Source organism: Paenibacillus phytohabitans, from assembly GCF_013141775.1.
Classification (GTDB): Bacteria; Bacillota; Bacilli; order Paenibacillales; family Paenibacillaceae; genus Paenibacillus_AQ; species Paenibacillus_AQ phytohabitans.
In genome coordinates, this window is the sequence record NZ_WHOB01000069.1 from 307195 (window position 1) to 329320 (window position 22126).

20 protein-coding genes are annotated in these 22126 nt (G+C 50.3%); 17 read left to right on the top strand and 3 right to left on the bottom strand.

All coding sequences use genetic code 11. The features are described 5' to 3' along the window. Complete coding sequence (locus tag GC101_RS24740) at positions 1 to 852, bottom strand: aldo/keto reductase (protein ID WP_171719431.1); 852 nt, start codon at positions 850 to 852, stop codon at positions 1 to 3. A gap of 168 nt (positions 853 to 1020) precedes the next feature. On the opposite strand from GC101_RS24740, the gene GC101_RS24745 reads away from it, so the two are divergent. Then, a complete protein-coding gene (locus GC101_RS24745) occupies positions 1021 to 1470 on the top strand; it encodes a MerR family transcriptional regulator (protein WP_171719432.1) in 450 nt (149 codons plus the stop codon). Positions 1471 to 1682: 212 nt separating this feature from the next. On the opposite strand, the gene GC101_RS24750 is transcribed toward GC101_RS24745, so the two are convergent. Together GC101_RS24750 and GC101_RS24755 are read right to left on the bottom strand one after the other, a co-directional pair. Continuing rightward, positions 1683 to 2051, bottom strand: a complete 369-nt coding sequence (locus GC101_RS24750) for a VOC family protein (protein WP_171719433.1) — start codon at positions 2049 to 2051, stop codon at positions 1683 to 1685. A 131-nt stretch (positions 2052 to 2182) separates the two neighbouring features. Then, a complete protein-coding gene (locus tag GC101_RS24755) occupies positions 2183 to 3133 on the bottom strand; it encodes a helix-turn-helix transcriptional regulator (protein WP_171719434.1) in 951 nt (316 codons plus the stop codon). Positions 3134 to 3385: 252 nt separating this feature from the next. On the opposite strand from GC101_RS24755, the gene GC101_RS24760 reads away from it, so the two are divergent. The 16 genes from GC101_RS24760 (at position 3386) to GC101_RS24835 (ending at position 22121) form a co-directional block, all read left to right on the top strand. Beyond that, the gene (locus GC101_RS24760; RefSeq protein WP_171719435.1) at positions 3386 to 4513 is read left to right on the top strand and encodes a phosphodiester glycosidase family protein; all 1128 of its coding nucleotides are present in this window, start codon (positions 3386 to 3388) and stop codon (positions 4511 to 4513) included. Positions 4514 to 4631: 118 nt separating this feature from the next. Continuing rightward, on the top strand, positions 4632 to 5564 hold the full coding sequence (locus tag GC101_RS24765) for a LysR family transcriptional regulator (protein WP_039291538.1): 933 nt from the start codon (positions 4632 to 4634) through the stop codon (positions 5562 to 5564). A 15-nt stretch (positions 5565 to 5579) separates the two neighbouring features. Then, entirely contained in the window at positions 5580 to 6695 is a 1116-nt protein-coding gene (locus GC101_RS24770; RefSeq protein ID WP_171719436.1) for a 5-methyltetrahydropteroyltriglutamate--homocysteine S-methyltransferase, read from the top strand. Positions 6696 to 7435: 740 nt separating this feature from the next. Beyond that, the gene (gene lysS, locus GC101_RS24775) at positions 7436 to 8989 is read left to right on the top strand and encodes a lysine--tRNA ligase (RefSeq protein ID WP_171719437.1); all 1554 of its coding nucleotides are present in this window, start codon (positions 7436 to 7438) and stop codon (positions 8987 to 8989) included. A 94-nt stretch (positions 8990 to 9083) separates the two neighbouring features. Further along, positions 9084 to 9803: a YebC/PmpR family DNA-binding transcriptional regulator gene (locus GC101_RS24780; protein WP_039291545.1), complete on the top strand. Its 720-nt coding sequence runs from the start codon at positions 9084 to 9086 to the stop codon at positions 9801 to 9803. 141 nt (positions 9804 to 9944) lie between these two features. Further along, a complete protein-coding gene (locus tag GC101_RS24785; RefSeq protein WP_171719438.1) occupies positions 9945 to 10124 on the top strand; it encodes a hypothetical protein in 180 nt (59 codons plus the stop codon). Between the two features lie 189 nt (positions 10125 to 10313). Further along, a complete protein-coding gene (locus tag GC101_RS24790) occupies positions 10314 to 10748 on the top strand; it encodes an NUDIX hydrolase (protein ID WP_171719439.1) in 435 nt (144 codons plus the stop codon). A gap of 115 nt (positions 10749 to 10863) precedes the next feature. After that, positions 10864 to 12378, top strand: a complete 1515-nt coding sequence (locus tag GC101_RS24795; RefSeq protein ID WP_171719440.1) for a spore germination protein — start codon at positions 10864 to 10866, stop codon at positions 12376 to 12378. Then, positions 12368 to 13474, top strand: a complete 1107-nt coding sequence (locus GC101_RS24800) for a Ger(x)C family spore germination protein (RefSeq protein ID WP_171719441.1) — start codon at positions 12368 to 12370, stop codon at positions 13472 to 13474. The genes GC101_RS24795 and GC101_RS24800 overlap by 11 nt, the downstream gene beginning before the upstream one ends. 24 nt (positions 13475 to 13498) lie before the next feature. After that, a complete protein-coding gene (locus GC101_RS24805) occupies positions 13499 to 14599 on the top strand; it encodes a GerAB/ArcD/ProY family transporter (protein WP_171719442.1) in 1101 nt (366 codons plus the stop codon). Positions 14600 to 14711: 112 nt separating this feature from the next. Further along, entirely contained in the window at positions 14712 to 15476 is a 765-nt protein-coding gene (locus GC101_RS24810) for a TSUP family transporter (RefSeq protein WP_171719443.1), read from the top strand. Positions 15477 to 15499: 23 nt separating this feature from the next. Further along, positions 15500 to 15934, top strand: coding sequence for a GNAT family N-acetyltransferase (locus GC101_RS24815; RefSeq protein ID WP_171719444.1), 435 nt, complete (start codon positions 15500 to 15502; stop codon positions 15932 to 15934). A 2-nt stretch (positions 15935 to 15936) separates the two neighbouring features. Beyond that, positions 15937 to 17109 carry an alanyl-tRNA editing protein gene (locus tag GC101_RS24820; protein WP_171719445.1) on the top strand — a complete coding sequence of 391 codons (1173 nt, stop codon included), beginning with the start codon at positions 15937 to 15939 and terminating at the stop codon, positions 17107 to 17109. A 131-nt stretch (positions 17110 to 17240) separates the two neighbouring features. Then, positions 17241 to 18812, top strand: coding sequence for an ABC-F family ATP-binding cassette domain-containing protein (locus GC101_RS24825; protein WP_171719446.1), 1572 nt, complete (start codon positions 17241 to 17243; stop codon positions 18810 to 18812). 134 nt (positions 18813 to 18946) lie between these two features. After that, on the top strand, positions 18947 to 21298 hold the full coding sequence (locus GC101_RS24830; RefSeq protein ID WP_171719447.1) for an FtsX-like permease family protein: 2352 nt from the start codon (positions 18947 to 18949) through the stop codon (positions 21296 to 21298). Between the two features lie 46 nt (positions 21299 to 21344). Beyond that, positions 21345 to 22121, top strand: a complete 777-nt coding sequence (locus GC101_RS24835; RefSeq protein WP_171719448.1) for an ABC transporter ATP-binding protein — start codon at positions 21345 to 21347, stop codon at positions 22119 to 22121. Positions 22122 to 22126 lie beyond the last annotated feature (5 nt).

Consider the following 22126-nt stretch of genomic DNA (forward strand, 5'->3'; position numbering starts at 1 on the left):
TTACAGATCGACTCTCAAGGTGCCCAGCATCTTGACGAACTTCGGATCGTGATAGGATAAGAAAAGGCTGTCCCGCGTATCGAGGGCGGTAATTTGTCCGATGTCCTCCGCGCTCAACTCAAAATCGAAAATATTGAAGTTCTCCGCGATCCGCTCTTTTCTCACTGATTTTGGAATCACAACGATACCACGCTGAACAAGCCAGCGCAGCACGACCTGGGCGACGGACTTGTTGTGTTTCTCAGCAATTGAAGCCAGTACTTCGTTGCCGAACATGTTGCCCAGTCCTTCAGCGAACGGTGCCCACGACTGGTGCTGCACGCCCTGATCCTTCATAAAAGCAGCGCTCTCGGCCTGCTGGTAGAACGGGTGCGTTTCGATCTGGTTGACAGCGGGCACGATTTCGTTATGCACAATGAGGTCCATCAGACGGTCGGGCAGGAAGTTGCTGACACCGATCGCCCTGATCTTGTTTTCGCGGTACAATTCTTCCATCGCACGCCAAGCGCCGTAGTAATCCCCGAACGGCTGGTGAATAAGGTATAGATCGAGATAGTCCAGCTGCAGCTTATTCAAGGATTTGGCGAACGCCAGCTTGGCACTCTCGTAGCCGGCATCCTGAACCCAAAGCTTGGTCGTGATGAACAGCTCCTCACGCTTCACGCCGCTACGCTTGATTGCGCGTCCGACCGCTTCTTCGTTGAGGTAACCGGCCGCTGTGTCAATGAGGCGGTATCCCGCCATCAGAGCTTCATATACGGCGTTCTCGCATTCTCCGGCATCCGGGATTTGGTAGACACCAAAACCGATGATCGGCATTTGCACACCATTGTTTAAGGTTACATTTAGCATTATAATTCCTCCCAGTATTCAGATGTATAACAGCAAACGGTATGTATCCCGAAGTAGGATATTGAAGCGGGGATTCCACTTCCATCCGAGTTGCATTACAATAAGCCTATCGCCTTCGTGTAACACGAAGTCAAGCGGTCTTATCATTTTTTTCAAGGAGGATCACACATGCATTCGGTCAAAGAAGCCGCCCAGATTACAGGACTCACGGAGCACGCTGTACGCTTTTACACGGATAAAGGGCTGGTGCCCAGCGTACAGCGAAACCAGAATAATATCCGGCTGTTCGATGAAGAATCGATCAACTGGCTGCATGGCGTCAGATGTCTCAAGCAATCCGGGATGCCGATTGAAGTTATCAAAATATACATTGAGCTCTGTCTCGAAGGAGATTCGACCCTACCGCAACGAAGTGAACTCATAATGAAGCATAAAGAAGCAGCGCTCATTAAGCTTGAAGAAGCCAAACGGCATATAGCCCATCTGGAACAAAAAACTGCCCTATATCAGGACATTCTGGAGCACGGTGCACCAGATACGACCAATCCCCGCAACTGGGCGGAAATTCAGCATATGCATGCTGACGTATTTTACTCGCCCGCTGTCCGGAAGGCGTGAGATGCTCCGAATCGGAGGAGAAGCAAACATGAGAAAACTCGTATTGTTCATGTATGTGTCGCTGGACGGGGATGCGTCGGATTCGTGTTCCACTTAGCTTGACAATTCGCCGGCATGAAAAAACTCCCCATACGGTAGACAGGTTGTATGATCTCATCTGCCTACCTTATGGGGAGCCTATCACTAGTTATTAAGCTGGATACTTTTGCGTATTAGGCTTTACTGTGAAGAGTAACCTGGTAACCGTCCGGGTCGGCAAATGTAAAGGTTCGTCCGAAGGGTCCGTCTATGGGTGCGGATGTAATTGTTACGCCTGCTGCAATAAGCTTGTCGTGGATGTCTTGCGTATCAGGGGCATGAAGCCACAGAGCGACACCAAGTCCAGGTTGGGTACCTGCACCGAGTTCTGTTCCTGGCATTAGATCACGAAGAGCAAATGCAATAGGCTTGGTATCAAAGACCACAGCATGAGGTGGTCCCGCCTGAGAGCGGACCAGTCCCAGATAGTTTTGATAGAATTCCGCAGAGCCTTCAAGATTGCTCACCTGAAGTGAAATGAAGTCGGGTCCAATTGCTGACATAATAATGTCCTCCTGTTTATGTTATTAGAATAATCATCTGACTCGCCATCGCCTCAAAATCAGCATTTGCAAATCTTCAATGCACTATTCGTATGTCTTGATTATACAAGCCCCCTACTGCCAACAGCATGTCAGTAGCGTTCTTTCATTTTTTCGATTTCTTCTCTTATCCGGTTTTTGAAGGATTCAGGTTCAGTGACTACTACATCTGCCCCCCATCCAAGCATCCAACTCAGCAATTCTTCCGGCTCGCGGACACGAAAGGTGACATGGTAACCGTCCTCTTTAGATTCGGCAGTCTCCATATAATAGTTGTTGGCTTCTTCAACTTTATCGGTGATGTCTGGATTAAAAATGACGCAGACCCGTATGCTGCGGGTATCCTTCGGCCGGTAGGACTCAAGGTTGAAGTTATCGGGAGTCTGAAACGTATCCTCAGTCACGGTAAGGTCACTGATCCGGGAGACCCGAAAATGGCGGATATCCTCCCTTAGGTCGCAGAAAGCAAGTAACAGCCAGCCATTCTGCTCATCATGTGCCAATCCGTATGGAGATACAGTTCGCACATTTACCCGGTTTCCATCAGCTTCAGCCACCCGCTTGTGATAGGTGAAACGAATTTTCTTGCCCTCCAGCATGGCTTCACGAATGATTCCCAAGTTTATTTTCTCCCGGACCATTACGGCCATTTCATCCTTTTGGAGCAACCGGATGCTTCCTTGTATTCGGGTTGTCTCCTCACGGATGGGCCGGGAAAGAATGGCTTCTATTTTTCTGCGGGAAGAACGGGCACTATTGCGATAAGTCGGATCAAAACGTTTCTCTATGAATTCAGCTCCAAGAAGAAGTGATACTGCCTCTTCTGTGGTAAAACTGATGGGTGGAAGAAAATAGCCTTCCATCAAAGAGTATCCTAATCCTGTCTCACCGATGACGGGAACACCCGCTTCACTCAGAGCCTGCATATCACGATAGATCGTTCTTACACTAACCCCTAAGACCTCTGCTAATTCATCAGCTGTCTGCAATTTGCTTCGCTGTAGTTCCATCACAATTGATAAAAGACGCTCTGTTTTATTCAATGGAAGCTGCACTCCCTTGCTTAGAATTCAATCGTTGATCATATCTTTCGTGGTTTCAAAATAACGTATGAGAGTTTCTACACATCTAATTGCTGCATTCTGATTGATTCCTATCCATGAGCAGAAAATAACAGATAATGGGCAGAGAATTGACCAAACTGAAACTTTTAAACTTTTATATTGGTCTATTATGAGATATGTGAGTTTATAGAAGTATACAACAAAAGGTTTGTTTAGGGAGGATATCAAGAAGTGAATTCTTCATCATTACCGCAACGTTCCACTGTCCGCAAGAAGAAAAAACCGGCCCGCAAGCGCAAGAAAAGGGGCTTTTTCCGCACAGTCTTCAGAGTATTTATGTTCTGCTTCATCTTACTGATTGTAGCCGGAGGCTGGCTCTATCTTGCGCCGTCTGCCCAGAACACCCGCTATTTGATAGCGGATACGCTAATTACGACACAACACCGGTATATGGCCAAATATATTATTGGTGAAGATGAGCTCAAGAACCGCGTCAGCGAATATACAGAACGGTTTCAGGAGATGGGCAACGAGGTGGACACCCATGTGATTGAACCGGATCCCGTGGTAGAGGAAGATAAAGATAAACCTCTGGTCGAGATTGAAAAGGTGAATGGCAGCGGGTACACAGGTTATGTGATGATTGTTAACGATCCGAAGAAGGTTCGCCTCGGTGTACCTAATAAGATCGGTTCAGGGGAAAAGGTATCCAGTATGGTGGCGCGGACAGGGGCAATCGCCGGGGTGAACGGCGGAGGCTTCGCCGACCCGAACTGGAAAGGTAATGGCTTCAAGCCGATCGGGCTGGTCGTCTCGCAAGGGAAGCTGTACTATAACGGACTTGGCGGCAAGAAGTCTACGCAGATTGTGGGTCTCGATAAAGAAGGCAAAATGATTGCCGGAAATTACACGTTAGATGAGCTGAGCAAGATGGGTGTGCAGGAGGCGGTTACTTTTCAGCCGCGGATTATCGTGAATGGCAAAGGCCAGATCAAGAATGCCGCTGAAGGCTGGGGGATCGCCCCAAGAACGGCTATGGGCCAGCGGGCGGACGGTGCACTGATCTTCGTGGTCATTGACGGGCGGCAGCCGGGCTACAGCATCGGGGCGAACCTGTATGATGTGCAGCAGGTTATGCTGAAGCAGGGTGCAGTGATCGCAGCCAATCTGGACGGGGGATCATCCACTGTACTGGTGAAGGACAACGAGATTCTTAACAAGCCTTCTTCACAATACGGGGAGCGTTATCTGCCTACGGCATTCCTGGTGTTTGAGAATCCCGAGCAGGCGGATATCAAGAACATCTGGGAAGGACTTGATCCGTCCAAAATCGATGCAGGCAAGAAGCGGACCCAATAACTTCAGTTTTTCACGCTGCATAATCCCTAGTAGATTGGGCGCGGCAAGGTGTGATAGGATAACTATTAAATTCTTATTTGTAACATAGGTGAATTCCTTGATCAGAGGGGGAACAGGTTTGACATTGCAGCAGCTCCGCTACGCAATTGAGATTGCGAACAGCGGCTCTATGAACGAAGCGGCCAAAAGGCTATTTGTGTCACAGCCCAGCCTCTCGAATGCTATCAAGGAGCTGGAGAGCGAGCTTGGCATTACAATCTTCGAACGCAACAACCGCGGGATCAGCATCTCGGCGGAAGGTATGGAGTTTCTGGGCTATGCCCGGCAGATTATTGAACAAACGGAGTTTATGGAGAACCGCTATACCGGCAAGAAACGCAGTCCGATCTACTTTTCGGTATCAACGCAGCACTATGCTTTTGTTACGGACGCATTTGTGAAGCTGATGAAGGAGAGTAAGATAGCGGAATACAATTTCAGCCTGCGGGAGACGCAGACCTATGAGATTATTGAGGATGTGCGTACCCTGCGCAGCGATATTGGTATTCTGTATATCAATGAAAGTAACTATAAGGTAATGAACAAGCTGTTCAGCGACGGGAACCTGAAGTTTACACCGCTGTTCAATACGAATCCGCATGTATATGTGCGGGCAGGACATGTGCTGGCCGGCAAAGAAAGAATCACTATTGATGATATTCTTGCGTTTCCTTATATTACTTTTGAGCAGGGGGATAACAATTCACTGCACTTCTCGGAGGAAATGCTTAGCTTCACGCAGATTGAGAAGAATATTAAAGTTACCGACCGCGCCACACTGACTCATCTGCTGCTCGGAAGCGACTCGTATACGGTAGGCACAGGGATTATGGCCTCTGAGCTGAATGACGCGGGACTGGTCACTATTCCTTTTGACAGCAAAGAGGTGTTCTCTGTCGGCTGGATTGCCCACAAGGACCGTAAACCGAGCGAGATTATGTCGGGGTATATTAACATTCTGAATGATCTGGTGTCGGATAATTATTTCGAGCTTGAATCATTCTTACTTTAACAGCAGGAGGGACGTATGAGTAGTCCAGTTATCGGATCGACAAGAAATGCACCGCCCTTTCGCTATGACATTGTCGGAAGCTTCCTGCGGCCAGAAGCGCTCAAAGCTGCGCGCAGCCTGCATGCCCAAGGTACCATGACCGCCGGGGAATTGCGTGAGGTGGAGAACATAGAGATTGCCAAGCTGCTCCAGCAGCAGAAATCCCTGGGGCTGCATGCCGTAACCGATGGCGAGTTCCGCCGCTCCTGGTGGCATCTTGATTTCTTCTTCGGGGTACAGGGGACGCAGAAGATCACGCTCGGGCCGGCCGGCAGCTCCAAGGAACCGGTGAACCGGGCAGAGAGCTTCAAGATTACCGGTAAAATCGCATTCGGCGACCATCCTATGGTGGCAGACTTCAGCAGTTTGCAGCAGATGGCCGGAGATACGCTTGCCAAAATGACCATTCCCTCACCGGCGCTGTTTCATTTCGTGCAGGATTATAACGGAAACGAGGTCTACTCGGATGCCGCAACGCTGTATGGAGATATCATCCGGGTGTACCGGGATGCGATACAGGCCTTCTATGATGCCGGCTGCCGGTATCTGCAGCTGGATGATACCACGTGGGGAACACTTTGCAGCGGCAAACACCGGGCGCATCTGCGCAGCAGAGGCGTCGATCCCGACCAGCTGGCGAAGGACTATGTCCGGCTGATTAATGAGAGCATCGCTGCCCGCCCTGCGGATATGACGATTGCGCTGCATGTGTGCAGAGGTAATCTCCGCTCGACCTGGTTTGCTGCCGGGGGCTACGGGCCGGTTGCCGAAGAGCTGTTCGCTGGCGCCGAAGTGGACGCGTTCTTCCTGGAGTATGACAATGAACGTTCCGGTGATTTCGAACCGTTGCGCTTCATCCGTGGGCAGTTCGTCGTTCTGGGACTGGTCACCACCAAGCATGGCGGCCTAGAGAACAAAGAGCAGCTCAAAGCCCGGATCGCCGAAGCGGCAGAATATGTGGATATTAATCAGCTCTGTCTCAGCACCCAATGCGGCTTCGCCTCCTCCGAGGAAGGGAATATCCTGACCGAAGAAGAGCAGTGGGACAAGCTGCGGCTGGTGATTGAGACGGCGGATGAGGTTTGGGTGTAGAAGGTATATGCTGCATAGAGAGCGGGGTTGTACGAAGGGTTGACCTGCTCTCTTTTTTGAGGGGATATATAAGATATATGCTTCGCCAGGACCTGATGGGATGGGGGGTTGACCACCACCTTGGGCCAAGCACCACGCGCCGGGATGAGGACGCGGAATTAGTTGGATTTTATCCACTTGCTTTCACTAATACTTCAGAAATGGGGAAATTAAGATACGTTTTTCCACTTGCTTATCGTGCGAGGCGTTACCCTAACTGCTTCCACACCGGCATCTCCCCAAGGGGGGGACTGTTCCCGGTTAATGCTTTGTTATTGACAGAACCCTCCCTCCCGCAGTACACTTGCAAATAATTACTTACATACACACAAGCGATGAAGAGAAGAGTAGGCAGGCGGCAGCGTTCACAGAGAGCTCCAGAGTGGTGAAAGGGGGCAGCGAAGCGTCTGATCTGAAAAAAGTCTCTGAGCTGCATACGAAATTGGGCACAGCCCCAAGGATGCTATGCCGGGATCTCCCGTTACAGAGATAGGGTATAAGCGTAATGGCCGTACCCGAAGAGGCGGGCCTGGCAACATGTCCGCGAACAGAGGTGGTACCACGAAGCTTATTCAAGCTCTCGTCCTCAAGATAACAATCTTGAGGGCGGGAGCTTTTTTGCGTTCCCGGGCGGCCGGGCGTCGTGCCAAGTCAAACAGGCTCCACATGAACTCCATACTAACAGTAGAGGTGATTTGCCAATGCATTGGGCAGAAAAAATTGCAGGCCAGTTAATAGAAAACCATCCGGAGCGTCAGACTTTTGTATGTGCATCGGGGATCAGTCCGTCCGGATCGGTCCATATCGGAAATTTCCGCGAGATTGTGACCACTTCGTTCGTAGCCAAAGCGCTGCGGCGGGCGGGGAAGGAGGTACGGTTCATTTTCTCGTGGGATGACTTTGACCGGTTCCGCAAGGTTCCGAAACATGTGGACCCCGCGTTCGGACAATACATAGGGCTGCCGTATTCGCAGGTTCCCTGTCCGGATGGCTGCCATACTTCGTACGCGGCACATTTCGAGGCGGAGTTTGAGCAGGCGCTGCAGGCGTTTGAGATCGAGCCTGAATTCATCTATCAGAGCCGGGAATACCAGTCACACCGCTATAATCCGGCAATCCTGCATGCCCTGCGCCACCGGGAAGAAATCTACGATATTCTGATGTCGTTCAAAACAGGCGAGAGCTCTGCGGAAGAGCGGGCAGCTTTTTATCCGGTGAACGTATACTGCGGACGGTGCGGAAAAGATGCGACAACGATTCACAGCTTCGATGACAGCGCAGAGACCGTGGTGTACAGCTGTAAGTGCGGTCATGCCGATACCATATGTGTTCCTGAGGCTGACAACCTGAAGCTGCACTGGAAAATCGACTGGCCGATGCGCTGGAACATGGAGCAGGTGGTGTTTGAGCCTGGAGGACGTGATCACTCCTCTGAAACTGGAAGCTATAATGTGGCCGCAGTAATCTCGGAGCGGATCTTCGGCAACCCGCCGCCTATGTATGAGCCCTATGAATTTATCAGCATTAAAGGCAGCTACTCCAAAATGTCCAGCTCTTCCGGGCATAATTACACACCCGATGATCTGCTGAACATATATGCCCCGGAGAATATCCTGTTCCTGTTCGCCAAATACCAGCCGAATGCGGCTTTTCATATTGGATTGGATGAGGATGTGCTGCGCAATTATGCGGAGTTCGAGCGATATGCTGCTGCAGTTCATGCCGGAACATTAACGGGTGATCTAGCGGATGCGCTGAAGTTATCGTTGCTTAGCGGCTCTAACGGAACGTCCCCGAGCTTCAATCAGGTGTCCAGTCTGCTGCCATTAATCAACTTCGACCGGGAACTGCTCCGGGATATTCTCACCAAGAATGGGGAGAAGGCAGATGAGCATCAGCTTCTGCTGACGGCGGACCGGGCGGAGCACTGGATCAGAAACTGGATGCCGCACAAGCTGATTACGGTCAATTCTTCGCCGAACTTAGCCTATTATCATTCACTGGACGCGGCAGAACTGAAATGGCTGCGCACCCTCTGCAGTCTGCTAAGAAACTGTGAGCTGGACGAAATGCAGAGAATGACCCAGATCTACGCCATCTGTCATCATGAGGACAAAAAAACGATGCGGACTCAGCAAAAAAGGCTGTTCACCATTATCTATCAGCTGGTTCTGAGTGCGGATGAAGGCCCGCGTCTGCCGATGCTTATTCAGGCTGCGGGGACGGACCAGATGCTGTCTTTACTGGATTTATGAATGGAGCCGGACGGCCCTTTACGGGATATATCGAACAGAGGTATAATATACAGGACTGTTTTTAATCAAATGTTGGAAAGCGAGCGGTAACGATATGGGTCGTAAGTGGAATAATATTAAGGAAAAGAAAGCATCCAAGGATGCCAATACAAGTAAGGTCTACGCCAAGTTCGGTGTAGAAATCTATGTTGTCGCTAAGAAGGGTGAACCTGATCCGGAATCCAACCGTGCACTGAAGGTGGTTCTGGAACGCGCCAAAACTTACAATGTGCCGAAGGCGATTATCGACCGTGCACTTGAAAAAGCAAAAGGCAGCGGCGACGAAAACTACGTGGAGCTGCGTTATGAAGGCTTCGGTCCAAGCGGTTCGATGATCGTGGTCGATGCGCTGACGAATAACGTTAACCGTACAGCTCCGCTGGTACGCTCCACCTTCAGCAAGAATGGCGGCAATATGGGTGTCAGCGGCTCGGTAACGTATATGTTCGATCCGACAGCTGTAATCGGTGTGGAAGGCAAAACTGCGGATGAAGTGATGGAGCTGCTGATTGAAGCAGACCTGGATGTCCGTGATGTGCTGGAAGAGGATGAAGCAGTGATCGTGTATGCCGAACCCGACCAGTTCCACGCTGTACAGGAAGCTTTCCGCGGCGCAGGCATTACGGAATTCACCGTTGCCGAGCTGACTCTGCTTCCACAGAATTATGTGGCCCTGCCTGAAGATGCACAGGCGCAGTTCGAGAAGCTGATTGACGCTCTCGAAGAACTGGACGATGTGCAGCAGGTCTACCACAACGTAGATTCGGAAGAATAGAATAAGCTGCTTTGCTAAGCGGACAAGCCTATTTCGGGCTTGTCCGCTTTTTTACTTCTGCCATGCTGTGTGTATATTCTGTACCGATCTTTGCCAAAATAAACCGAACCGAGTAGCACACTACTTAGAGGAGGCTATACAGTGGCAGAGTATACAGAACCGGATAAGAATCTGGTCAATACCGTCAAGGAGCTTGATCAGGACCCGGTCACCAGCCAGGAAGCGCAGCAAATGGAACAGAAGAAGAGTGACATCCGCAAGGAATCCCTGAGGGATGACAAAACGACCTATAAGAAAAATGAGCAGAATACGTATAAATGATTTGTTCCTGTTAATGTATCAGGGGCCAAGCGGGCGGTGAGGGCAACCTCACCGCTTTTTTGGCTTTCAATTAAGTAGACAGTACCATTCCCGTCTGACAAAGCTCACGCTGATATGATATAGTCGATGATATATACAAACTAATGTTCCCGTGTATTAATTGGCTGAACTAATAGGAGGAATTACGAAATGGAACCTTTCCGGTTGTTGAGTGTAGTCCATGTATTTCTGATCAAAGACGGGCAAATATTGCTGCTGAGGCGCTTGAACACAGGACATCATGATGGAGAATACGGTCTGCCTGCGGGCAAGCTGGATGGAGGAGAAGAGCTTCATTCCGCCGCCATCCGTGAAGTCCGGGAAGAATGCGGTGCTGTTATCGCTCCATCAGACCTTGAAATGCTCGGAGCGATGCATATCTGGACTTCCGGTAATGAACGGATTGATTTCTTCTTCAAAGCGGAGCATTGGAGTGGTGAGATTAGCAACACCGAGCCTGATAAATGCGACGATCTGCGCTGGTTCCCGCTGGATGATCTTCCTGATAACATGATTTCTTATGTAAAGGAAGCCTGGAGCAAGTTCAGGGAGGATGTCTGGTTTGCTTCACATGGCTGGGAATAACAGCAGCCGGAAGTCTAATAAATTCACCGTATTGACCTCCGAAGAATACTTTTCCGCATCCCTGTAAATAGTATAACAACAGATATTTTCAGCGGGACAGGCAGGTGGGCAAGGAATGGTAGACATTAAGAAGCGCAAGGAGGCAGGTGCAGACAGCTCAGCTGTTGCGCCGTCGCTAGAGGATATCCTGCAGCGGGCAGGGAAGTCGCAGGACTTCCACCAGTTTAGCCCGTTTGAAGGCGAGGCTTACATTCAGGTCAGCTACTACAAGTCCATGGTGGATGAGCAGAAGCTGACCTTAAGCCTGTTACCTGCTCTCCAGCAGAACAGAGCTGCACTTAGTCATCCTCATGATATGAAAGAGATTCTTCCGTTTGATGATATGCTTCTGACCAATGACCCCCGCGAAATTGAGAGCAAGTTATGTACGGGGTATTTGCTGCTTCAATTCAGTGCCGCCACCGACGCCGAATGCCTGCTTGTTAACATCAGGAATGATACACTGGGTCAGCGGACCAGCAATGATACGGAGAATGAATTCAGTGTAGTCGGCCCCAAAGCCGGATTCGTCGAGAACCTGGACACCAACCTGCATCTGCTGCGGCAGCAGATGCCTGTTCCCGAGCTGATATTCAGAGAACTTACGATGGGTTCGATATCGAAGACCAGAGTTGCATACGTCTATCTGGACGGTGTCACCAACCCGCAGCTGATTGAAACGGTGGAGCAGCGGCTGACCAGCATTGATTTTGAGATCTTTTTTGACAGCTCGCAGATTGACCAGCTCATCGCCGATAAATCCAACACGCCATTCCCGCTGTTTCTCTCGACGGAACGGATTGACCGGGTTGCTTTTGCCATATCGTCAGGACAAGTAGCCATCTTCTCAAACGGCTCCCCCTACGGGGTTACCGGGCCCTCGAACTTTCTGGATTTCTTCATCTCGCCCGAGGACTATTATCTGCCCTGGATATTGGGCTCGTTCTTCCGCCTGATCCGCATCATAAGCGTAATCTTCTCTATCTTCGCTGCTCCGCTGTATGTGGCTGTGCTGACCTATCATTTCGAAGTACTGCCGGACAGCATCCTTGGACCGCTGATTATGTCAAGGCTGCATGTGCCGCTGCCTCCGGTTATGGAGGTTATCTTCCTGGAGATTACCATTGAACTGCTGCGCGAAGCCGGTGCACGGCTGCCGACCAAGATCGGCCAGACGCTGGGGATTGTCGGGGGGATTGTGATCGGGGAAGCTTCAGTCCGGGCGGCGCTTACCAGTAATATCCTGATCATTATCGTCGCCTTCTCCGCACTGGCCTCATTCACCACTCCGATCTTCAAAATGGCCAATACGATCCGGCTGCTGCGCTTTCCGTTTATTATTCTGGCGGCATTATTCGGCGGACTGGGGCTGATTGCCGGTTTCTTCTTACTGCTGGGCCATTTACTGAGGCTTAAATCGCTGGGAATGCCTTATCTTGTGCCGTTATTCCCGTTCAGGACAGGGAATCTGCAGGATAGTATCTTTCGCGCCTCGTTTCAGTATCTGCATACCCGCAGCAAATTCTTAAGACCGCTGAAGCTGAGCCGCTACAAGCCAAGCGCAGACAAGGAAGATATCGATGATGAATAAGCTGCTTCTCCGCAGGGTCTTATGCTGCCTCCTGCTGCTTGCACTGCCGGTAGTGACACTGTCCGGCTGCAATAACAGCCGGATTGTCGATCATATTAATATGGTGACCGTGCTGGGGTTCGACCGGGACAAATCTGAGCTGGTGGGGACGGCACTCTATCAGGATTATGACCATGAAGGGAAGATTGAAATCCTGGAGGGTAAGGGCCAGGCGGTTAATTTAATGCTCGATGCAATCAATATGAAGTCCTCCCAGCCGATCGATCTGGGCAAGCTGTGTCTGCTCGTATTCAGCAAAGAGTTCGCGGAGGCAGGCATTGAGCATATTATCAAAACCTTCTGCCGCGATCCGCTGCTCAGCAGTAATCTGGTAATTGCCATCGCCGACGGGTCTTCGGCAGACATGTTCAAGGATCTGAAAGGCAAAGGCAGCGAATGGCTTCCCTATTTTCTGCTGGAACAGAATGTGAAGTCAGGCAATGCCCCATTTTCCAATATGGGAATCTTTCTGTATGATTTCTATGGACAAGGCAGAGACGCATTCGTCCCATACTTCAGCAAAGACGGGAAGGGCAATATCGAGATCAAAGGGATGGGCATCTTCCGGCAGGATAAGCTTAAGCTGATTCTCAACCCCCGGGAATCTCTGCTGCTCAAAATGCTCGGCGGCAGCTATGAAGGCGGGAACATGGCAGTTAACCTGCGAAACAGCAGCAGTGAAGGAGTGTCGACTCTATCACTGATCAAAGGTAAGGTGAGGCCTGCCGTCACCAGAGCGAAGGGGACAACAACGATCACGTATCATGAATATATTGACGCGACTGTGCGGGATTACCCGGCCTGGCTCCAGATCCGCAGCGAAGACCATTATAATCTTCTGAGAACACAGCTGGAAGAGCAGATTGAACAGGAGTCGCTTCAGCTTTTGCACAAGTTTCAGAGGAATGGTGTCGACCCGCTGGGGAGCGGTGACCTGATCAGAGCCCACACCCGCAAGCCGTTTGAGGAAGAAAAGTTCTACGCGGGGGAATACGGCAGCCTGAAGTTTCGGGTAGTGCCGCATATTCTGCTTCATGAATCTTGGATTGGAGAATAACAGAGCGGCAGGTGAGCGGGGCGAATGGGCGTTAAAGTCAAAGAAAGTCTGCAGGTGTCACCTTATCTGCTATGGTTCCTTGTGCATGGCTCGCAGACCGGAGTCGGCATGTTATCCTTTCAGCGCAAAGTCGCCGGAGGAGCCGGGCAGGATGCCTGGGTGTCCTTGCTGCTCGTGGGCCTGCTGTTTCATCTGCTGCTCTGGATGATGTTCAAGCTGCTCAGCTACTCTGAAGGCGGGGATATCCTCTCCTTGCACCGGGAGTACTTTGGCAAATGGGCAGCAGTGATGATTGCGGGCTGGTTCTATGTCTACGGCCTGCTGGTGGTTGCTGTGCAGATAAAGTCCTATGGCGAGATTATCCAGGTGTGGATTTTCCCTGATCAGCCATTATGGGTGATTACGGCTTTAATTCTGCTCGTGTGCGCTTATATAGTCTCTGGCGGCTTCCGTACCGTTACGGGGATAAGCTTCTTTGGGGTGATCATCCCCAGCTTTTTGGTGCTTTCGCTGTATTTCCCGCTGAAGTATGCCCACTGGAATAATTTCCTGCCCATGCTGAACCATGATACGGGTGATTATCTGTTGTCTGCCCGGCATACCCTATATATTTATTTAGGGGCTGAGTTCATCCTGCTATACCTGCCTTTCATCAAAAACCCCAAACAAGCCCAGAAGTGGGCTCACCTTGGCATTGCACATACCACCTTCATCTACTTAATCGTTCTTGTTGTAACCTTCGCGTACTTTAATCTGCAGCTGCTCCAGCATACGGTCTGGCCTACACTGATTCTCTCCAAAATCATCCGCCTGTTCTTCCTCTACCGCTTCGATTACGTCTATGTGTTCACCTGGTTTATCGTGATTGTGCCCACATGCTGCATCATCCTGTGGTCTATTGTCCATGCCATGAAGCAAATAAGCGGCCGGCCGGCAAGATTATGGCTGTGGATTTCGGTTCTGATTGTGGGTGTTATAGTTCAGCTGGAACGGAGTCCGGTAAGTCTGCAAAAGCTTGAAGCCGTTACTGCGGCAGCCGGTTCGCTGTTCATCCTTTGTTATCTGCCGCTGCTCTTTGTCTGGATTAGTATAATCAGAGCTTATAAGCGGCGTTTGACCAAATAAACTGAGCCGGCGCAATTTCACAAATCTATGGTGCATCCCGCCAAAATTGTGTATGCTGAATGAAGTTTACTGAAAACAAATGTAAAGTACATAGCAGGAGGATTTCCGCAGGATGGAAGATTGGACGATTGGCATGGTGGCAGTATTGGTGCTTTGCGGTTTTTTGGCTGGATTAATTGACTCTGTGGTAGGCGGGGGAGGACTGATTGCAATTCCTGCACTGCTGTCTGTAGGGATTCCGCTTCCTCTGCTCCTGGGCAGCAGCAAATTAGCCGGGTCCATGTGCTCGCTGACCAGTACGGCCTCTTTCGTGCGCTCCGGCAAGATCAATTTCAAGCTGGTCAGAACACTGATTCCGTTGTCCATTATAGGTGCGGTGGCCGGTACACTTACCGTCCGCCAGGTGCCATCAGAGTTTCTGAAGCCGCTGGTCATTGTGATGCTGATAGTGATAACGGTCTATACTTTGTTCAAAAAAGCCTGGGGGGACGTATCCACCTTCTCCGGCAGCAATGGCAGAACACGGCTGATCGGGATTACCGCGGCACTGGTCATAGGCTTCTACGATGGCTTCTTCGGACCGGGAACCGGATCTTTTCTGATCTTTGCTTTTCTGATGATGGGCTTCGAATTTGTTACGGCCGCCGGCAATGCCAAAATGCTGAATTTCGCCAGCAATATCACGAGTCTGCTTACGTTTATAGCCCTTGGCTCTGTCAGCTATACCCATGGGCTGATTCTGGGCATTCCGATGGTGATCGGAGCTATTGTCGGCTCCAGGATAGCCATCCGCAAAGGAGCGGCTTACATCCGCCCGCTATTCATAACAGTCACTGTCATATTGATCGGCAAGCAGATATGGGATACGATGCATTAAGTACATATATTGGAGTGGATGAGATGGAGATCAGGATCATACAGAAAGAAGAAGCATGGAAACTGAGGCATGAAGTGATGTGGCCCGAGCGTGAGCCGGATTACATCAAGCTGGCGGATGATGAGCTGGGCGTGCATTACGGGCTGTATCTGGCAGAGCAGCTGGTGTCAGTGTTATCCCTGTTCATTAATGGTACCGAAGCGCAGTTCCGCAAGTTTGCTACGCTGGAGCTGGAGCAGGGTCTGGGCTACGGCAGCAGACTGCTGCAGACCGTGCTGAAAGAAGCAGAGCAGGCAGGGGTACAGCGGATCTACTGCAACGCAAGAACCTACAAAGCAGGCTTCTACAAGAAGTTCGGCATGCAGGCTACAGAAGAAGTGTTCAGCAAAGGCGGCAAGGACTACGTTGTAATGGAACGGTTCTTCGGTCCTGATGAAGCTGCGAACGGAGGAGCCTAACCATGACTAAGAAGCTGTACTATGATTCGGCCTACTTGAATGAATGGAGTACAACCATAAGCGGTTCCGTTGAACGTGAAGACGGGATCTATGTGACGCTTGCAGAGACAGCCTTCTATCCCCATGGCGGCGGACAGCCTTGTGATACAGGGTACATAGGTGAACTTCCGGTACTGGATGTAGTGCTGGAAGATAATGAGGTGCTTCATAAGGTAGCGCAGCTCCCTGATCAGGCTGAAGTCAATTGCAGGCTCGACTGGAACCGGAGATTTGACCATATGCAGCAGCACAGCGGACAGCATTTGCTGTCGGCGGTCTTCCGTGATTTGTATCAGGCCATGACTCTGAGCTTCCATCTCGGCAGTGACTATGCCACGATTGATATCGGGCTGCCGGAGCTGTCTGCTGCGCAGATGGCGGAGGCTGAACAGGAGGTCAACCGGCAGATTTACCTGAACCGGAGCATTGTCAGCTACTTCGTAACAGCAGAAGAGATGGCCAGGCTGCCGCTTGTGAAGCTGCCTAAGGTGACAGAGGATATCCGGATTGTGGAGATTGAAGGTGTTGAACATAATGCCTGCGGGGGGACGCATGTAGCTTCAACAGGAGCCATCGGCATGATCAAGCTGCTGCGGTCTGAGAAGCAGAAGGGCAATATCCGGATTACCTTCAAATGCGGAAGCCGTGCACTGGATGAATTCAATGATAATGTACGTATTCTGGGGCAGCTGTCAGCCAGATTCAACACCGGTAAGGACGAAATTATCGACCGGATAGAGAAATGGGAGCATGAGCAGAAGCTGGTGCAGACTGAACTGGCTGCGCTTAAGGAACAGAATGATATCTATCTGGCCCGGGAGCTAATATCCGCACTGGAACCCGGCAGCGGACTGATTACACATATTTCTGATACCCGACCGCTTAAGGATTTGCAGAGTCTGGCTGTGAAGCTTACGGCGCTGACCGACCTTCCTGTTCTGTTGCTGAGCGCGGTGGAGAATAAGGTGGTACTCGCCCACAGCGGATCTGCGGATCTGTCCTGCGGGGCCTTCTTCAAAGCCCATCTCAGTGAATACCAGGGCAAAGGCGGAGGCAGCGATAAGCTGGCCCAGGCCGGCTTCCCGGCTTGGGAAGCAGCAGTGGCGTTTTATGATTTTGCCCAAAAACAATTCTAATTTCAAGTACAAAAGGCCGCGGATCGCGGCCTTTTGTGTAATCGGAGAACGGGAATGCGGATTTAATGTTATAATCACCTCTGTGTGTGGATAGATGAAATCTGATGTTATGAACCAGAGGGGCGATAGGTTTGAGTGTAATACGTATGGAGAACGTGACTAAGAAATATGAGGATACATTGATCTTCAGAGATATCTATTTCCGTGTAAGCAAAGGCGAACGCATAGGTCTAATCGGACGCAATGGTGCAGGTAAATCAACGGTGTTCAAGCTGATCATGGGACAAGAACAGCCTACAGCCGGGAACGTGGAGCTGGACCCGAAGGTTAAGATCAGTTACTTTTCCCAATTCTCGGAGCTATCCGGGTCCTTGTCTGTTCAACAGGAGCTGGAACTGTGCTTCGGGCAGGTGACGCTTATCGAACAGGAGCTGCATCAGATTGGGGAACAGCTTGGGCAAGTAACGGATGATAACCAGATGAATACCCTGTTAGAACGGCAAGCGGAGCTTTTTGAACAGATGGATCATTTGGATGGCTGGAATGTCTCGGTGGAGATTAATACGGTGCTCACTAAACTGGGATTTGATGAGAGATCACGGCATCAGCCTGTAGAGGAGTTATCAGGAGGGTGGCGGAACCGCGCGGCACTGGCCAAGGTCTTAATTGAGGTACCCGATGTCGTATTGCTCGATGAACCTACCAACTTTTTGGATATGGAAGGAATCGTATGGCTCGAGCAATGGCTGCACCGTTTCACCGGGGCAATGCTTCTGGTCTCTCATGACCGGCAGTTTATTGACAGGGTAGTTACACGGACCATAGAGATCGAGAATTATCATTTTCAGGAGTACGAAGGCAATTATACCGATTATGTTCAAAAAAAGAAGATGCGCAAAAAGGTACTCGACCGTCAGTTTGAATGGGAAGAAGAGCTTCTGCTTATGGAGTCTGAAGCCATTGATACCCGGGGCCGTAAAAAGTCTCCCAAAGACCGCCTGTCGCGCAAGCTGACGGAGATCAAAAAGCGGGTGGAGCCGCATCCGGTGAATGTCCTGATTACCGATATTTATAGCAATTTGCGTTTTCCGGACAAGCTTGCTGAAGTGAAGGGGATTGGCCAGACGTATGATGGCCGGACCATCTTCCAGAACATTAGCTTCGACATCCAAAAGGAAGACCGGATGGTCATAGTCGGCCCTAACGGAAGCGGGAAATCGACGCTAATCAAGGTGTTGACGGGTCAGGAGGAGCCGGATTCCGGGGTTGTGACCTGGGAGAGAGGTGTCAGTTACGCGTATTTCAATCGTATGTGGGACGAGCTTGATCCTAAAGATACAGTAAGTCATGCGGTTAATGTGTATGGTCTGGGACTCGATGCGCCGCGGAAAAAAGTGAACAAATTCCTGTCTATGCTGCAATTCTCGGAAGTGGATTTGAGTAAAAGGATCGGACATCTATCCGGCGGCCAGCAGGCCAGAGTAGCGTTAGCTAAGTGCCTTCTCTCCGGTGCTGCTGTGATCATCCTGGATGAGCCTACCAATCATCTGGACCTGACCAGTATTCAAGTCATGGAGCAGGTACTCATTCATTTTCCCGGAGCGGTAGTTACGGTCAGCCATGACCGGTTCTTTATTGATAAAATAGCGACGAAGATGCTTACCTTTGACCCGGAATCGGGGATCTCGGAGCAGGACGTTTAAGGAAGAAGTAATTAGAGAGCTATGGATTATTCCGTAGCTCTTTTTGTGCAGACTTCTTTTGCAGCGACTTAAGGATTATTTAATAATTGACCCGCTATACTCAGGACAGAGCTTGACGAAAGGAGAACAACATCGTGTTCCTGAAAATACTTAAAAAAGATCTGCGGCGTAAAAAAGTGATGAATACCGTTCTATTGGTACTCATTATTCTGGCTTCAACGCTCGTAGCAAGCAGCTCCAGCCTGATGTATTCGACGTCCAGCGCCCTTACCAGCTTCATTAGCAAAAGTAAAGTGGCTGATCTTAACGTTACACTGGCTAACAAACCCGAATATGCGGCGGACATCCGGCAGTGGCTGGAAAATGAGAAGAAAGTGGAAGCCGTCTATACGCAACAACAAATTGCAGTGCAGCCGAATCAGATCGGGATGCCTGAGGGCCGTACGGTTTTTTCCGGAAATACCAGCTTTGTGCTGTCCACTGTGCCGGACCAGGTAAATCTGATTTATAGTGAAGACAATGAGCTTTATAGCCTTCGGCAAGGGGAAATGGGGCTTCCGGTCAGCCTGATGCTGGCCAGCGGCGTCCAGGCAGGGGAGCAGATTTCGCTCACGAATGGCGGGGTAACAAGAAACTATACCGTCAAAGGTTATTTTAAGGATGCATTTATGGGTGCAGATTTGCTGGGCCTGAAGCGGATTATGCTCTCAGCTGAGGATTTTGCCGAAATCGGGCATTCTCTGCCTCAGGATACATTAATGATCCTATGGAGTTTCATTGCAGCCCCAGGCGTAGCCTCGTCAGAAGTGTCCAACTCGTTCGCTGGCGCAGATCTGCCTGTTAACTTTGAGGTCGACAAGTCGCTGGTTTCCATGACCTATATGACCGACCGGATCATCTCCGCCATGATGTTTGCGATTAGTCTGTTCCTGATCTTCATTGCTTTCCTTACCCTGCGGTTCACGATTGTCTCTACACTGCAGGATGAGTACAAGGAGATCGGTGTGATGAAAGCGATTGGTTTCCAGAATCAGGCGATCAAACAGCTCTATTTAACCAAATATATGGGGCTTGCTTGTCTTGGCGGCGCCGCCGGACTGGGGATCAGTATCCCGCTTACCGCACTGATGTCGCGCAAAACTTCGCAGTACTTAATTATGCCAGGCGGAAGCATCCGCATCATTATTTCCATACTCAGCACAGTGGCGATTATAGGCTTTATCCTGCTGTTCTGCCTGCTCTGCATGCGAAAGATCAATAAGGCTTCGGCAATCGATGCGATCCGGCAAGGGCAAACCGGCGAACGCTTCAAGGCTTCCCGCAGAATTCATTTACATAAAAGCCGCTTCCTGCCTACGGCATTCTTCCTTGCACTGAGCGATGTGCTGAACCGGCTCAAAAGCTATACCTCGCTTATTCTAACGCTAATCTTAAGTACAGCCATCATTCTGATTCCGGTGAATTTGACCAATACAATTGTTTCTCCTGCGTTTCTTGAGTATTTTGGAACGGTTGAAGCGGATTTCTATACCGCAACTGTGGTCGGGGATAAGACCACTCAAGAGATTCAGCAGGAGAAGGCAGATATCAGCCGGAGAATGAAGGAACAAGGCATTGACGTGTCGCTTGCGGCGAATTACGCATTGGGGACCAAATATATTTCTGACGACGGGCAGGAGAACCGGAGAATTAACGGACAGAAGAATGACTTCGATGAATCCGTTCCATTCCTGGAGGGGACTGCGCCTATTCTGAAGAATGAAATTGCTGTTACAACCATTATGAGTGAGAAATACGGCAAGCAGGTTGGCGACAATATCACATTTGAGATTGATGGTGTACGTAGCACTTTTATCATTACCGGATTGTTCCAAAGTATCTCTAACGAGGGCTATGCGGTCTGGATTGCACGGGATTACAACCCGCAAGTGATAGGCGCTTATCTGTTCTCCGGAACAATCAATGCCCCGGCGGACCTGAAGGCAGAGATGATTAAGGAAATCCAAAGTCAGTACAGTGAGCTGAATATCAAGACGGCACTGGAAATGCTGGGTGAAATCACAGGCGGATTCATGAGCCAGCTGCGAAGCATTAATGCACTGCTGACTGCAATTATCTGCATCATTACATTATTCATTACCAGTCTGTTCGTCAGGCTGATGATTACTAAGGAAGTACACGGCATTGCAGTGATGAAAAGCATCGGCTTCACGAATTCAGCCATCCGGCTGTGGCAGGTACTGCGCATTCTGATTATCATGGCTGCCTCATTAATCCTTGGGGTGATTGCAGCGAATACCCTTGGAGGACGTCTGCTTGGGATCATCTTCCGGATCTTCGGCCTGACGAAGCTGGAGCTTACGATCGTCCCGCTTCAGGTCTTTCTGTTCTATCCGCTCCTGATGCTTGCTGTCGTCATGCTGGCGGTATACTCCAGCTGCGGACAAATCAGGCGCGTGCAGATCTGGAATATGAATAAAGAATGAGTGAGTATTAGCGAACTGCAAACAACTACCCAAGGAGGAATACAGCATGACAGCAGTACTTGAAGTAACCAATCTATGTAAAACCTATATCGTTAATAAAAGCCAGAATAATGTCCTGCGCAATATTAATCTTACGCTTCATGAAGGAGAGTTCGTGTCCGTAATGGGGCCGTCCGGCTCAGGTAAATCGACACTGCTCTACACGGTCAGCGGGATGGACCAGCTTACGGCGGGAGAAGTGGTTTTTGACGGGCAGAGCCTCTCGCAGCTCTCCGAGAAGGGGATGGCTGAGCTGCGGCTGCATAAGATGGGTTTTATCTTTCAGCAGATGCATATGCTGAGCAATCTGTCCGTTTATGATAATATCATTCTATCGGGCTATCAAGCGTTATCCGGGAAGGGAAGCGGGCGCAGCCGCAGTGATGTCAATCAATACGCCGATGCGCTAATGCGGAAGCTGAACATTATTGAAACTGCGGCGCATGACATTACGGAGGTATCCGGGGGACAGCTGCAGCGGGCCTGTATATGCCGGGCGCTGATTAATGAGCCGGCGATGCTGTTTGCCGATGAGCCGACAGGTGCGCTTAACTCAAAAGCTGCGCAGGAAGTAATGAATGAGCTGTGCCGGATCAACCGTGAAGGGACCACACTGATGATTGTGACCCATGATGTGAAGGTCGCCGCACAGAGCGATAAAGTATTATATATGGTGGATGGCAATATTCAGGGCGAGCATGTCCTGGGCAAATATTCGCCGGAGCAGGGTTCGAGGGAACGTGAGCGCAGCCTGACGGGCTGGCTGATGGAGATGGGCTGGTAACAAGC